Consider the following 12,730-nt stretch of genomic DNA (forward strand, 5'->3'; position numbering starts at 1 on the left):
TTATTACTATTGATAACCATTAATTATCGTTAGTAATATATTAAGTGATTTCTTATGTCAATAGCTATAATTTAAGATAATGAAAAAAGAATATCTTATTATCTTATCCATACTTTTAGTTTAGATCATTGTCTCTATAGAAACAATTATGGAAACTACTTATGAATTAAGAGCCAAATTAAAATATGCGAAGAACATTACAAGCTATAAAAAAAAATTGATAAATGTAAAAGGGCTTCAAGTTTTGAAAATTTAAACAATTAGTATATATATCAATAATTTAAAATTGTTATTTAATGCAAATGATTAGAAAATTAGAGCAAAAAGACAAAGAAAATTGGAATAAATTATACAATGGTTATGCTGATTTCTACAAAGTCCCAATGAATACAGGGATTTTAGACACTCTTTGGGGCTGGATTCACGATGAAAGCCACGATGTTAAGGGTCTTTGCTTTGAATTAGAGGGTAAAATCGTTGGAATTGCTCATTACAGAACAATGCCAAGACCAATTAAGGGTCAATATATTGGTTTTTTAGACGATTTGTTCGTAGAGCCAGAATTTAGAGGTCAAAAAATAGCTCAAAAACTTATTAGTCACCTAAAGTCATTATCTGAAACCAATAATTGGGATGGAATTCGTTGGATCACCCACTCCTCCAATGAAAATGCAAAGAAATTATACGATAAAATAGCTAATAATACTGGATTTGAACTCTATGAACTTAAAGGGAACTAAGCTTCAGCTAAAAGTTTGGAATTACCTAAAGAAAATACCCAAAGGTAAAGTTAAAACCTACTTGGAAGTTGCTAAAGCTATTGGAAAACCTAAGGCATTCAGAGCTGTTGCTAATGCAGTGGGTAAAAACCCCTATCCAACTAAAATACCCTGTCATCGAGTAATCAGATCAGATGGAAGTCTAGGCGGATACTCTGGAAAAGGTGGAATTCAACAAAAACGACGTTTATTGAGATCAGAAAAAGTCTTCATAAAATAGTACTTTTAACCTCAAAAAACGCCAAAAACCCTTGTTATTGAACATTTTTTAGGTATTTTGCCATATTTTCGTTTAATTGCTGTAATACATCCTTCAGTTGTACTACAAATATACTTTTGGCTAAAATAGACCATCCTATGAGCGTTTAAACAGTATATTCTCATACTGCATTGCTCTACTTGTCAACAATAGCAACGATTATAGAGAGAGTAAAAAAGACCATTTTACTAGTTTTTTTAACCCCCTATTCTACACTATAAATACTCTAATTTTAACAAAAATACCCTATTAATTGAAATAAGTATTTAATATCAATACTAAATCACAATTTTAGCCAGCTTAAGAACTATATTTAATTAACTAAAAATTAAAATTACCCAATTCTAGCTTTTTCAACGTTAGAAAAATAGATTTATGCTACTTTTATTTTATTTTAAGCTATTTTAGTAACTATAATTTAACTATTTTTAAATATTATCATATTTTATCTGTAATTTTTATAAATTAATAATATTATAATTAAATCAATAATTACAGTGGCATATAATATATTAATAATGTATAATATTAGATATTAGTAAACAAGTAATACCTAGTTAATAGGATTTTATATAAGATTCTCTTCTAGAGATATAAACTCCACTCATAATAATAATGGATAAGCCTAAGAATGTCCAATTATCAGGAAAGTCACTAAAGAAGTAATACCCAATAATTATATTAGTAATGATTTCAAAGTAGCTAAATGGAGCCAATTTAGAGGCATCAGCGTATTTAAGTGATAATATAAGAAATAAGTGCCCAATGCAGGCAAATACGCCTATTGAGGCCATCATAGACCATTGAGAAGGAGTTGGATTAACCCATACAAATGGCATTAATCCTGAAACGGCGATTAACCCAACTAATCCGGTTAGTAATAAAGTTAATAAAGGGTTATCTGAAGTGCTTAATTTACGTGTAATTATTAAATAGAAACCATACATTACACCTGTTCCTAATGCAGCTAGACTGGCCAAGTTAATCTCCACAAAACCTGGTCTTATAACCACTAGAGAGCCTATAAATCCTATAATAACAGCAGTCCACCTTCTTATACCCACCTTCTCACCCAAAAATATAGGAGAAAATGCAGTAACAATTAAAGGTGCTACAAAAGCAAGTGTCAGAGCTTTAGCTAGAGAGATAACAGATATTGCGTAGAAAAAACAAATATTAGCAGAAAGTAGTATTAACCCTCTTATTATTTGTAACTTAGGCTTATCTGTCCAAACAAGCTGCTTATTATAAAACAAGAACATTATTGGAAGAGTGAATGCGACCGTAAAAAAATATCTAGCCCACGTGATCTGTAAAACGGGCATATCGGCACTTAAATATTTTGCAAAACCATCCATGATTGGAAGCATTACCCAGGCTAAAAGGTTAAATATGATGGCTTTCATAAGCCAATAGATACAGTTTAATTAAAGTATTTTAAAGCAAAGAATACGACAACAGGAATAGTAAAAAAAGACATGACTGTTGAAACAACAATGGTACTAGCAACACTATCTACAATCTTTTTTGGCGAATAAATTGATGCCACAAGATAATTTAAAACAGCGCTGGGCATTGAGCATTGAATTAATAGAACACCAGCAGCAAAACCTGAAAGGTTAAAATATTTTATTATTGAAAAACCAATTATTGGGCCAAGTATTACCCTTCCTATTGATGATATAAATGCTTTTTTGAATGAAAAAATCTTAAAACGAGTAAGAGCAATTCCTAAAGACATTAATATTAAAAAAATCGTAGCATACATTAGCAGAAAAGTTGTATTTTCAACGAAGAGAGGAAGTTCTATTCTAAAGTATAGAAAGATTACTGAAATTATAATTGCATAAAAAGGTGGGTTTTTAAGAATTACACTTATATCAAATTTTCTATCAGCAAGAAATACTCCAAGAGTAAAATGGCATAGCACTATTAAGGCTGAAATTGCAGCAGCGATACCCAAACCTTGAGTGCCGTAAGCGAATAAACATATTGGTAAACCCATATTACCAGTATTAGGCATAACAAAAGGGGGTAACTCACGAATAATATCTTTAGTATTTAAAAAAAATAAAAAAACTATACCTACTATTGTAAAAATAAAAATTGCTATCAAATAGTACCAAAAATAATTTTTAAAAATGTCAAAAGACATTCCAGTTGATGTTAAAGAATATATTATCATTGCTGGAGTACCAATATTTGCTGCAAAGGTAGTAATAAAAGATGTATCTAATTTCGGATTATTTTTGCCAAGATAATAACCAATACCAACAACAAAAAAGACAGGAAATAAAACCTCAAACAGTTTTAGATATATTTCCATTAATTATAAATTCTAATCAATGTTGGGTATCTTAGAATATTTTTGTCTTTATTAAAAACAGAAAGACAGTTCTTAGAATTAAGTTCATTAGTTTTATGAGTAATAATAACAATAGTAGCTTTATTATTTTTTTTGTCAGGAGTTTGGATTAATCTTTTTACTGAAATTTTATACTTAGCTAGTCGGTTTGTGATTGTTGATAAAACACCTGGTTTGTCTTTAACTTCAAATCTCAAATATAGTGAATTTACATAATTATTAACGTTGTAACATTTAATCAATTTACGTTTACTGCCTGGAATACCAAATGGCTTCTTAATATTACCTCTTAAAATTGAAAGTAAATCTGATAATAAAGATGAAGAAGTAGGTCCAGGGCCAGCTCCCTCCCCTTGCAATATACTTTCACCCACAGGTTTTCCTTCGAGAATAACAGCATTCATAACACCACCAACGTTACCAATATAAGAACTTTTACTAACTAAGCATGGGTGTACAGTTTCAAAAAGTTGGCCATTAATTAGTTCTGAAATGCCAAGGAGTTTGATTCGTAAATTTAATTGATTGGAAATTTCTATGTCTTTTAATTCAATTTTTTCAATACCTTCCAATAAGCATTTATGTTTTGAAATTTTAGTATTAAAAGCTAGAGCAGACAAAATTCTTACTTTAGCAAATGCATCAAAACCATTTAAATCTAATTTAGGGTTACCTGGTTCAGCGTATCCCAATTTTTGAGCTTTTTTTAATACATTTAAAAAACTATCATTAGAATTTTCCATTTCTGAAAGAATATAATTAGAAGTACCATTTAAAATTCCATAAACTTTAGAAATTTTGTTAGTTGCAAGACCCTCTTTAATGGTTCTTAATATTGGAATACCACCAGCAACAGATGCTTCAAATTCTAAATTAACATTATTTTCCTCTGCTAATTTTCCCAAATAATCACCATGTTTAGAGATAAGTGCTTTATTAGGAGTGATTACATGTATTTTATTTTTTAAAGCAGTTTCCACAACTTTTTTTGAAATCCCATCTGACATACCTATAGCTTCAAATAAAATATCTACTTTGGTCTTATCAAAAATTTCTAATGGGTTTTTAAAAAAAATTTTTTTATTAACTTTAAATCTTCTTTTTTTAGAAATGCTTCTTGCCGAAACAGCTACAACGTTAATCTTTTTACCTGTCTTAAGTTCAATATCTTTTTTTTTAGTATTAAGTTCATTTAACAAATAAATACCAACTTGTCCTAGACCAACTACAGCAATGTTGATTATATTTTTCATCTATTGGTTAATATCTGGGTATTCTGAATTTTTTGAATAATCTTTAAGAAAGAGGTTAAATTCATCAAAAGTCATAGATTTGTAATCACCAGTCTTTTTTAATATCTGAGAAAGTTTTTTTTCATCAGTAGACTTTTTAATAGGATCTTCATTCCAATAAGTAGATTCGTTGTTTAATGAGCACGAAGTTAAAAATACAATTAGGGATAAAAATAAGTATTTCAAATTAATCCTTTTGTTTCATTAAAACCATATTTGATATTCATATTTTGTATTGCTTGACCTGCCCCACCTTTAATCAAATTATCAATAACAGATAAAATAATAACTCTATTTTTATACTTAGTTTTACAAATTACTATAGAGCAATTATTTGTGTTAATTACGTCATTTGTACTTAACAATGAATTTGTTTTTAAAATTTTAACGAATCTGTTTTTTGAATATTGACTCTTTAAAGTGTTTTCTAAATTTTTAATACCTACACCTTTGTTAAGGTCTAAGTAAATAGTACTAAGTATCCCTCTAAACATTGGTGTTAAATGGGGTGTGAATGTAAAAGAAAATTTCTTTTTAGTGTAGTTTTCGATTTCTTGTTGAATTTCAGAGTTATGTCTATGGAAACCAACACCATAAGCGCTTAAGGATTCATAAAGATTTTTATTCTTATATTTTTTATGCACGCCTCTTCCAGCACCAGAGTAACCAGATTTTGAATCTATAATAACATTATCTGTTTTTATTAAATTTTTCCTAACTAATGGAATAAGTGGTAAAAGTATTGATGTTGGGTAGCAACCTGGACATCCGATAATATTAAATTTCTTTAATTTGTCACCATTTATTTCTGGTAATGAATAAATTGATTTTTTAATATTTTTGACAGATCTGTGTTTTTGTTTGTACCATTTTAGATAATTTGATGCTTTATTAAGTCTAAAGTCTGCAGCTAAATCAATTAATATATTGTGTTTTAATAAATCATTTGAAATATCTTGTGCTTCACCATTAGGTAGAGCTGTAAAAACAAGGTCTATGTTTTTTAAAAGTTCTTTATTGTATCTAATAATTTTAGGTAATTTTTTTGAACTTAATGACTTTTCATAACTTGAAATATTTTTTCCAACAGACGTATTACCACAAAGATATTTAATGTTAACATTGCTGTGTTTAACTAATAATTTAATTAATTGAACACCAATATAACCTGTTGAACCAGCAACTAAAACATTAAGCTTAGGCATTTTTTTTATTATAACAGTTTAGAGTTAAAAAAGAATTATCTTTTCGAGAATTGGAAGCTTCTTCTTGCTTTTCTACGACCAGGTTTTTTTCTTTCAACCGATCTAGAGTCTCTAGTATTAAGCTTTTCTGTCTTAAGTACTGCTCTATTCTCTGAATCAAATAAGATTAATGCTTTAGCAATACCATGAACCATTGCACCAGCTTGACCTGTGTGACCACCACCTGCTACGCTACATCTTACATCATAATCAGTTGCTTGGTTTATAATCTCAAATGGTCTTGTGATTTGCATTTTGTGACTTCCGCTAGTGAAATACTCATCCATAGTTCTGCCATTAACGTAAATTTTGCCTGTACCTTTTTTCACCCAAATTTTTGCAATAGATTTTTTTCTTCTACCAGTTGCGTATTTACTATCTTTAAAATCTAATTTAATTTTAGGTTTTTTTGTAGATACTTTATTTGGTGTAGCTGTTGTTACCATATTAATTTCTTATTAAATTTTTACTGTTTAATTTACCTAGGTCTAAAAGTTTTGGGTTTTGTGCTGCATGAGGGTGTTCTTCACCAGCATAAATTTTTACTTTAGTTAACTGTTTTCTTCCTAGAACTCCCCCAGGTAACATTCTTTTAATAGCTAATTTTAATGTCTCGCCAGGTTTATTTTTTTCTAATAACTTTTCAGGAGTAATTTCTTTAATTCCACCTGGGTGACCAGTATGTCTATAATATTTTTTATCTTTAAATTTTTTTCCTGTGAACTTTGCTTGTTCAACATTTTTAACAACAACAAAATCACCATCATCCATATGAGGTGTAAAAGTTGTTTTATTTTTTCCTCTAACAATCATAGCAATAATAGAAGCTAATCTGCCAACTACAGCATTTTTAGCGTCTATCTCAAACCAGTTACTGTTTAAATCACCACTTTTTAGAAATTTTGTCATTGTGCGAGGATTAATACTATTATTAGATATAATGTCAATTTTATATTTCTCTTGCAATATCTTGCTTAAATGATATTTTTATATAGCCGATTTGTTCCTATTGCAGGCTAGTTATTGCTAAAAAGGATTTTTTAACCACATTATCGGTAGGCGCATTTGAACTGTATTGTACGCCTTGCATAAAGCAAAAGTACTAAAAAAGGAGTATTAAGATGAGTACAAAAAGACAAAACCCTGAGACTATAGCTATACATGGTGGTGATTATAGAAGTGATCCAACAACCAAAGCAGTAGCAGTTCCAATTTATAGAACAACATCGTATCAATTTGATAGTACTGAACATGCTGCAAATTTGTTTGCTCTTAAGGAATTTGGAAATATTTATACAAGAATAATGAATCCAACAAATGATGCTCTTGAAAAAAGAGTTGCTTCATTAGAAGGAGGATTAGCCTGTTTAACAGTAGCATCTGGACAAACCGCATCAACTTTTGCAATTTTAAACGTTGCACAAGCCGGAGATAATATAGTCAGCTCTACGGATTTATATGGAGGTACTATTTCGTTATTCACGCATACATTAAGTAAACTTGGTATTGAAGTTAGATATGCAGACCCTTCTGACCCAAAAAACTTTGAAAAAGCTGTTGATGATAAAACTAGAGCTTTTTATGGTGAGACTTTACCAAATCCTTATTTGAGAGTTTTTCCAATTAAAGAAGTTTCTGATATTGGTAAAAAATACAATATACCATTAATAATGGACAACACAGCTGCTCCTGTAATTTGCAAACCTTTAGAACATGGTGCTGCTGTAGTAGTTTATTCATTAACAAAATATATAGGTGGTCACGGTACAGTTGTAGGTGGAGCTTTAGTTGATGGAGGTAATTTTGATTGGACAGCTGATCCCAAAAGACAACCTTTATTTAACGAACCTGACGCAAGTTACGGTGGAGCTATATGGGGAAAAGTGGTTCCAGAATTGACTGGGGCTAATGTTTCTTTTGCAGTAAGAGCGCGGGTTACATTACTAAGAGATCTTGGTTCTGCCCTATCACCTGACAATGCATTTGGAATTATTCAAGGGCTTGAAACAGTTGCTCTTAGAATGAAACAACACTGCTCAAATGCATCAAAAGTTGTTGACTATTTAAAGAAAAATAAAGAAGTAACAAGAGTAATCTATCCAACAGAACATGAAGGTAAAATTGCTGATCGTGCTAAAAAATACCTTAATGAAGGAAATGGTGGTTTAGTTGGTATCGAGCTCAAAGGTGGTATTGAAGCAGGTAAGAGATTTATCGAGTCTTTAAAAATGTTTTATCATGTTGCAAATATTGGGGATGCAAGAAGTTTAGCAATTCATCCTGCAACAACAACTCATAGTCAGTTAACAGAAAAAGAATTGTTAGCCTCAGGTGTAACTCCTGGATACGTAAGATTATGTATTGGTATTGAGCATATAGATGACATTATTGAGGATTTAGACCAAGCTTTAAATAAATCTTCTAAAGGGAATTTGAAAGCAGTTAGTTAGAGTTTTTATATAATATCAAAAAATAAGAACTCAAAACTAATATTGAACCTAGCTGGTGTAGTGAAGCATATGTAATCTCTACACCAGAAATCAAAGTTATAATTCCTAAAAAAATTTGAAACAAGATAGCAACATCAAAAAATAATACATATTTAAAATCATATTGTTTTTTAAAATAGATAAAATTTAAAATGATTATAAAAAAAAGAAGCAAATATGCAGTTGATCTATGCAAAAATTGAATAATTGATGGGTTGTTAAATAATTGAGTAGTAATTAAATCACCATAACTAACATCATTTGGAAAAAAACTACCATTCATATCAGGCCATGAATTATAGATGAGACCACCATCTAAACCTGATAAGAAAGCACCCAATACAATCTGCAAAACTATCAATTTAAGTATGAATAATAAAAATAAATTTGGAATTTTATTTTCAAATTTTTTAATTTTATGAATATCTAAAATATACCAAAAAATTAAACATAAAATAAATAAAGCCAAAGATAAATGAATGCTAAGTCTAAAGTGACTAACGTCATTATTTTCAATTAATCCACTAGATACCATATACCAACCGATGAACCCCTGAAGACACACAAGGAAAAAAATCCAATAATATTTATTAGAATAATGCAGAGTTTTTTTAAAATAGAGAGTAAAGAAAAGCAAAGGCACTAAAGTAAACAAACCTACAAATCTTGCTAACAATCTATGAGCATACTCCCAATAAAAAATAACTTTAAATTCATCTAAGGACATGCCGTAGTTAATATTTTTATATTCAGGAATTTTTTTGTATTCTGTGAAATAAAAATTCCACTCATTAATATTCATAGGTGGGAGTATTCCAGTAAAAAGCTCCCAAGCTGTGATTGATAAACCAGAGTCTGTTAATCTAGTAAGACCACCGACAGCTACCATAAGAACAATTAATGAAAATAAAGTTATTAACCACAATTTTAAATATTTTATATAGTTGTCGCTATTTACAAACATAAATTATACTTATAATAATTATCTTAATAACCAATTGAATAAATGTCGCCTACAAATAAAAAAAAACTAAATCAGATTAGAATTAAGCTTGATAAACTTGATAATGATTTACTTAAATTAATCAAAAAAAGATCTTCATTAGTCAATGAAGTGCTAAAAGTAAAAATCCATAAAAAAGAAATAATTGATCAAAAAAGGATCAATTTTATACTTAAAAAAATTAAAAAAAAATCAATACAAACTAATATTGACCCAAAAATCACTAATAGAATTTGGAAAAATATGATTTGGTCTTTTATTGATTACGAAAAAAGAAATTTTAGAAAAAAATAGTACTATTTACTGTGTGGAGGTAATTTTTTTTCCACAAACATTTCATGTTTTCTTGTAGAAGGGTTATATTTCTTTGCAGACAATTTAACTTTAGCTTTTTCACCACCCGCAGGTTTTTTAACATAATAAAAAAAAGGACTATCAGGTTTAGCCTCTGGTACTAATCTAACTTTAACGTGCGTTTTTTTTGCCATTTTATTTTAAACTTTTTATTTTTTTTATTAAATCAGAAATCTTCTTAAGTTTATTTTTTAAATTATAATCAGCATTTATAGAATTATTTGGTAATTCGTCAAGTTTTAATGATTTATCAGAATTAAAAACTTTTTTAACACCAATAATTGTCATTCCTTGATCTTTCAGTAGATATTTAACTTTTTTTAAAACCTCAATAGTATCATTATTATAATATCTTCTATTACCATTTAAAATTTTTGGCTTAATTTGCTTAAATTCCTTCTCCCAAAATCGAATAGTATGAGTATTCAAGGTTCCTTTTTTTTTGTTTACAAGACCAAGAATTTTAGCAACCTCACCTATTGACTTATAAGCATCACTATTTTTATGAATCATTCTTAGAATTTACCAAATCTTTAAATTCCTTAGAAGCTTTAAATAAAACAACATCTCTATTAGATATAGTTGTTTGTTCTTTTGTTTTGGGATTTCGTCCAATTCTACTTTTTTTTGCTCTTATAGAAAAAGTACCAAATTTAGAGAGCTTTAATTTTTTTTCTATTTTTAAATTGTCTACTATTGTAATTAGAAAATCGTCAATTAAATTTTCAGATATATTTTTTGAAAAACCAATTTGCATATAAATTGAATTTATAAGATCTTTTTTTGTTAAGTTTGTTCTTTGCATTAACATATGTTGTTTCTTATCTTTTCTATTAAATTTCCAGTGACAATTCTAGTACAAACACTTAATGAGTTTGAAAAACCTATATAATCTGTTCCACCATGGCTTTTAATAACAGGAGAATCTAAACCTATGAAAATTGCACCATTATAAAGTCTTGGATCTAATCTTTCTTTAAATTTTTTTAAATTTGAAATATTTAGTAAAGATGAAATTTTACCAACAATATTACCTGTCATGGCTTTCTTTAATTCACTGGTAATAAAATTTGCAGTACCTTCGGCTGTCTTCAAAGCAATATTCCCAGTAAATCCATCTGCAACGATAACATTTACATCGCCATTCATTAACTGATTACCTTCTATATAACCCTTAAACTCAAAGTCAGTGTTATTTCTTTGATTTAATTGTTGGTAAGTTTCTTTGATAGTCTCATTACCTTTAATTTCTTCAGACCCTATATTTAATAAAGCAACTTTAGCGGTATCATCAGGATATAACGATTTAAATAACGAAGATCCCATTATAGAAAAATCAATTAAATTTTTTGGACTACATTCGATATTAGCTCCTAAATCTAACACTACACTCATATTCTTTTTATTTGGCCATAAAGCAGAAAGAGCTGGTTTATCAATGTTTTCAATCATCTTTAGATTAAGTTTTGAAATAACAAGTAATGCTCCAGTGTTACCGGCAGAAATAACTATGTCAGATTTTTTTTCTTTAACACTTTGTATGGCTAACCACATACTAGTATTTTTTCCTCTTTTAGCTCCTTCTAAAGGACTATCAGTTCCTTTAACCAAATCTTTGGTGTGAATTATTTCAAATGAAGATGTGGGTAATTGATTGATATAATTTTGGATTTTTTCCTTATCACCAAAAATTTGATAAAAAGTATTAGTGTTACTTTTATAATGATGATTAATTCCATCAATAATTTTTTTTGGTGAATTATCTCCACCCATTGCATCAACTGCAATTTTTATTATTTTGCTCATTTAATTTTGGACTTTTATTCCTTAGGATCTAAAACTTGTCTACCTCTATACATACCTGTTTTTAGATCTAAGTGATGAGGCAATCTGTATTCTCCAGATTTCTTGTCCTCAACAATATTGGTAGATTTGAACTTCATATTCTGAGCTCTTCTCATTCCAGTTCTTGACGGTGATTGTTTTCGTTTAGGTACAGCCATAATAAAATTAGTGCTTAACTACACCTTTTATATAAGAATTTAAAGTATTATTTTTTAAATTTAACCTATAATTTTCAAAATAATTAACCAAATACTCAATATTAGATGAATTATCTAAAAAATTTACCAAAATAGAGTTTCTAGATTCTATATCTAATTCATCCCAACTGTGAATTTTGTCGATCATTCCATAGAATAAGTTTAGGTAATCTTTCATTTTTTTATTAATTGATTGATCACCATAACCAATTTCCCTGATGCTTAATTCAACTTGTCTGAAGGTAAAATCATAAATCTCTTGTAGTATTTTTTTATCATTATTTTCCTTATAAACTTTCAAAAAGAAAGCAAAATGAAGTAAAAAGAATATTAATCTATCAGAAAAAGTGTCTTGGTTTTTAAAATCTTTATACAAATCTTTATTTCTAGTTAATTGAACTAAATTGTTGTAAATATTTATATAGTTTTTATCCATGAGAAAATTATTTGTATTTATTATAATATCATTATTTATTTCAGCTTGTACTTTAAAAAAAGTTGAAAAACACCACGGTGTTCATTTTTTAAATAAAAAACAAGAAAAACTTACTGTTAATCAGTCAAATAAAAACGATATTTTAAAATTATTAGGTTCACCATCAACTAAAAGTACTTTTGACAATGATTTATGGATTTATATTGAAAGAAAAACAGATAATTCATCTCTTGCAAAATTTGGCAGTGAAAGAATTATTGTAAACAATGTTCTATTATTAGAAATCAACAGTATGGGTCTTCTAGAAACTAAAGAGTTTCTAGATCTCACTAATATGCAAGAATTGAAATTTGCAGAACAAACCACTGAAAATCAATACAAGAAAAACACATTTGTATATGACTTTCTATCCAGTATGAGACAGAAAATTAACGACCCCTTAGGTAAAAGAAAAAGAAATTAATCTT

At 28.5% G+C, this 12,730-nt stretch carries 19 protein-coding genes and 1 riboswitch; of the genes, 5 read left to right on the top strand and 14 right to left on the bottom strand.

Annotated features, from left to right (window positions below; translation table 11 throughout):
- The first annotated feature begins 302 nt into the window (after nucleotides 1-302).
- Together SAR11_RS05110 and SAR11_RS05115 are read left to right on the top strand one after the other, a co-directional pair.
- Complete coding sequence (locus tag SAR11_RS05110; protein WP_041185810.1) at nucleotides 303-740, top strand: GNAT family N-acetyltransferase; 438 nt, start codon at nucleotides 303-305, stop codon at nucleotides 738-740.
- A complete protein-coding gene (locus SAR11_RS05115; protein ID WP_187145648.1) occupies nucleotides 721-999 on the top strand; it encodes a methylated-DNA--[protein]-cysteine S-methyltransferase in 279 nt (92 codons plus the stop codon). Before SAR11_RS05110 ends, SAR11_RS05115 begins: the two co-directional genes overlap by 20 nt.
- A 596-nt stretch (nucleotides 1,000-1,595) precedes the next feature.
- Here SAR11_RS05115 and SAR11_RS05120 read toward each other — a convergent pair.
- The 7 genes from SAR11_RS05120 to rplM are packed head-to-tail and all read right to left on the bottom strand — an operon-like array spanning nucleotide 1,596 to nucleotide 6,848.
- Nucleotides 1,596-2,444, bottom strand: coding sequence for a DMT family transporter (locus SAR11_RS05120; protein ID WP_041185791.1), 849 nt, complete (start codon nucleotides 2,442-2,444; stop codon nucleotides 1,596-1,598).
- Between the two features lie 17 nt (nucleotides 2,445-2,461).
- The gene (locus tag SAR11_RS05125) at nucleotides 2,462-3,364 is read right to left on the bottom strand and encodes an AEC family transporter (protein WP_011282120.1); all 903 of its coding nucleotides are present in this window, start codon (nucleotides 3,362-3,364) and stop codon (nucleotides 2,462-2,464) included.
- Entirely contained in the window at nucleotides 3,364-4,656 is a 1,293-nt protein-coding gene (locus SAR11_RS05130) for a homoserine dehydrogenase (protein ID WP_011282121.1), read from the bottom strand. The genes SAR11_RS05125 and SAR11_RS05130 overlap by 1 nt, the downstream gene beginning before the upstream one ends.
- The gene (locus SAR11_RS05135; protein ID WP_011282122.1) at nucleotides 4,657-4,881 is read right to left on the bottom strand and encodes a hypothetical protein; all 225 of its coding nucleotides are present in this window, start codon (nucleotides 4,879-4,881) and stop codon (nucleotides 4,657-4,659) included.
- Nucleotides 4,878-5,900, bottom strand: coding sequence for an N-acetyl-gamma-glutamyl-phosphate reductase (gene argC / locus SAR11_RS05140; RefSeq protein WP_011282123.1), 1,023 nt, complete (start codon nucleotides 5,898-5,900; stop codon nucleotides 4,878-4,880). The genes SAR11_RS05135 and argC overlap by 4 nt, the downstream gene beginning before the upstream one ends.
- A gap of 35 nt (nucleotides 5,901-5,935) precedes the next feature.
- The gene (rpsI, locus tag SAR11_RS05145) at nucleotides 5,936-6,385 is read right to left on the bottom strand and encodes a 30S ribosomal protein S9 (protein ID WP_006996897.1); all 450 of its coding nucleotides are present in this window, start codon (nucleotides 6,383-6,385) and stop codon (nucleotides 5,936-5,938) included.
- Between the two features lies 1 nt (nucleotide 6,386).
- Nucleotides 6,387-6,848 (bottom strand): 50S ribosomal protein L13, encoded by a 462-nt coding sequence (gene rplM, locus SAR11_RS05150; RefSeq protein ID WP_006996896.1) that lies wholly within the window; start codon nucleotides 6,846-6,848, stop codon nucleotides 6,387-6,389.
- Nucleotides 6,849-6,987: 139 nt separating this feature from the next.
- Nucleotides 6,988-7,056, top strand: a riboswitch (SAM riboswitch).
- Nucleotides 7,057-7,060: 4 nt separating this feature from the next.
- Here rplM and SAR11_RS05155 point away from each other — a divergent pair.
- Nucleotides 7,061-8,389 (top strand): O-acetylhomoserine aminocarboxypropyltransferase/cysteine synthase family protein, encoded by a 1,329-nt coding sequence (locus SAR11_RS05155; RefSeq protein WP_006996895.1) that lies wholly within the window; start codon nucleotides 7,061-7,063, stop codon nucleotides 8,387-8,389.
- Here the strand turns inward: SAR11_RS05155 and SAR11_RS05160 are convergent.
- Nucleotides 8,382-9,392 (bottom strand): COX15/CtaA family protein, encoded by a 1,011-nt coding sequence (locus SAR11_RS05160; RefSeq protein WP_011282124.1) that lies wholly within the window; start codon nucleotides 9,390-9,392, stop codon nucleotides 8,382-8,384. The two genes, SAR11_RS05155 and SAR11_RS05160, sit on opposite strands and share 8 nt — an antisense overlap.
- Nucleotides 9,393-9,434: 42 nt before the next feature.
- Here SAR11_RS05160 and SAR11_RS05165 point away from each other — a divergent pair, with 42 nt between their 5' ends.
- Nucleotides 9,435-9,725 carry a chorismate mutase gene (locus SAR11_RS05165; protein ID WP_006996893.1) on the top strand — a complete coding sequence of 97 codons (291 nt, stop codon included), beginning with the start codon at nucleotides 9,435-9,437 and terminating at the stop codon, nucleotides 9,723-9,725.
- A 2-nt stretch (nucleotides 9,726-9,727) separates the two neighbouring features.
- Here the strand turns inward: SAR11_RS05165 and SAR11_RS05170 are convergent, their stop codons facing one another.
- The 6 genes from SAR11_RS05170 to SAR11_RS05195 are packed head-to-tail and all read right to left on the bottom strand — an operon-like array spanning nucleotide 9,728 to nucleotide 12,263.
- Nucleotides 9,728-9,919 carry a 50S ribosomal protein L33 gene (locus tag SAR11_RS05170; RefSeq protein WP_006996892.1) on the bottom strand — a complete coding sequence of 64 codons (192 nt, stop codon included), beginning with the start codon at nucleotides 9,917-9,919 and terminating at the stop codon, nucleotides 9,728-9,730.
- A 1-nt stretch (nucleotide 9,920) separates the two neighbouring features.
- Nucleotides 9,921-10,298, bottom strand: coding sequence for a MerR family transcriptional regulator (locus SAR11_RS05175; RefSeq protein ID WP_011282125.1), 378 nt, complete (start codon nucleotides 10,296-10,298; stop codon nucleotides 9,921-9,923).
- Nucleotides 10,288-10,590, bottom strand: a complete 303-nt coding sequence (locus SAR11_RS05180) for an integration host factor subunit alpha (protein WP_027306977.1) — start codon at nucleotides 10,588-10,590, stop codon at nucleotides 10,288-10,290. The genes SAR11_RS05175 and SAR11_RS05180 overlap by 11 nt, the downstream gene beginning before the upstream one ends.
- Nucleotides 10,590-11,591, bottom strand: coding sequence for a phosphate acyltransferase PlsX (gene plsX, locus SAR11_RS05185; protein ID WP_011282127.1), 1,002 nt, complete (start codon nucleotides 11,589-11,591; stop codon nucleotides 10,590-10,592). Before plsX ends, SAR11_RS05180 begins: the two co-directional genes overlap by 1 nt.
- Before the next feature lie 14 nt (nucleotides 11,592-11,605).
- A complete protein-coding gene (gene rpmF / locus SAR11_RS05190) occupies nucleotides 11,606-11,788 on the bottom strand; it encodes a 50S ribosomal protein L32 (protein ID WP_011282128.1) in 183 nt (60 codons plus the stop codon).
- Between the two features lie 7 nt (nucleotides 11,789-11,795).
- Nucleotides 11,796-12,263, bottom strand: coding sequence for a ubiquinol-cytochrome C chaperone family protein (locus SAR11_RS05195; protein ID WP_006996887.1), 468 nt, complete (start codon nucleotides 12,261-12,263; stop codon nucleotides 11,796-11,798).
- Here SAR11_RS05195 and bamE point away from each other — a divergent pair.
- Nucleotides 12,262-12,726 (top strand): outer membrane protein assembly factor BamE domain-containing protein, encoded by a 465-nt coding sequence (gene bamE, locus SAR11_RS05200; RefSeq protein ID WP_011282129.1) that lies wholly within the window; start codon nucleotides 12,262-12,264, stop codon nucleotides 12,724-12,726. The genes SAR11_RS05195 and bamE overlap by 2 nt on opposite strands.
- Nucleotides 12,727-12,730 lie beyond the last annotated feature (4 nt).

The organism is Candidatus Pelagibacter ubique HTCC1062, from assembly GCF_000012345.1.
In the GTDB taxonomy this organism is placed as follows: Bacteria; Pseudomonadota; Alphaproteobacteria; order Pelagibacterales; family Pelagibacteraceae; genus Pelagibacter; species Pelagibacter ubiqueversans.

Coding starts and splice junctions, on each gene's coding strand:
- SAR11_RS05125 (WP_011282120.1), bottom strand. CDS start 3,364: ATGGAAATATATCTAAAACTGTTTGAGGTTTTATTTCCTGTCTTTTTT.
- SAR11_RS05130 (WP_011282121.1), bottom strand. CDS start 4,656: ATGAAAAATATAATCAACATTGCTGTAGTTGGTCTAGGACAAGTTGGT.
- SAR11_RS05170 (WP_006996892.1), bottom strand. CDS start 9,919: ATGGCAAAAAAAACGCACGTTAAAGTTAGATTAGTACCAGAGGCTAAA.
- SAR11_RS05160 (WP_011282124.1), bottom strand. CDS start 9,392: ATGTTTGTAAATAGCGACAACTATATAAAATATTTAAAATTGTGGTTA.
- SAR11_RS05155 (WP_006996895.1), top strand. CDS start 7,061: ATGAGTACAAAAAGACAAAACCCTGAGACTATAGCTATACATGGTGGT.
- SAR11_RS05110 (WP_041185810.1), top strand. CDS start 303: ATGATTAGAAAATTAGAGCAAAAAGACAAAGAAAATTGGAATAAATTA.
- argC (WP_011282123.1), bottom strand. CDS start 5,900: ATGCCTAAGCTTAATGTTTTAGTTGCTGGTTCAACAGGTTATATTGGT.
- plsX (WP_011282127.1), bottom strand. CDS start 11,591: ATGAGCAAAATAATAAAAATTGCAGTTGATGCAATGGGTGGAGATAAT.
- SAR11_RS05195 (WP_006996887.1), bottom strand. CDS start 12,263: ATGGATAAAAACTATATAAATATTTACAACAATTTAGTTCAATTAACT.
- SAR11_RS05165 (WP_006996893.1), top strand. CDS start 9,435: ATGTCGCCTACAAATAAAAAAAAACTAAATCAGATTAGAATTAAGCTT.
- rpmF (WP_011282128.1), bottom strand. CDS start 11,788: ATGGCTGTACCTAAACGAAAACAATCACCGTCAAGAACTGGAATGAGA.
- SAR11_RS05175 (WP_011282125.1), bottom strand. CDS start 10,298: ATGATTCATAAAAATAGTGATGCTTATAAGTCAATAGGTGAGGTTGCT.
- SAR11_RS05180 (WP_027306977.1), bottom strand. CDS start 10,590: ATGCAAAGAACAAACTTAACAAAAAAAGATCTTATAAATTCAATTTAT.
- rpsI (WP_006996897.1), bottom strand. CDS start 6,385: ATGGTAACAACAGCTACACCAAATAAAGTATCTACAAAAAAACCTAAA.
- SAR11_RS05115 (WP_187145648.1), top strand. CDS start 721: ATGAACTTAAAGGGAACTAAGCTTCAGCTAAAAGTTTGGAATTACCTA.
- SAR11_RS05120 (WP_041185791.1), bottom strand. CDS start 2,444: ATGAAAGCCATCATATTTAACCTTTTAGCCTGGGTAATGCTTCCAATC.
- bamE (WP_011282129.1), top strand. CDS start 12,262: ATGAGAAAATTATTTGTATTTATTATAATATCATTATTTATTTCAGCT.
- rplM (WP_006996896.1), bottom strand. CDS start 6,848: ATGACAAAATTTCTAAAAAGTGGTGATTTAAACAGTAACTGGTTTGAG.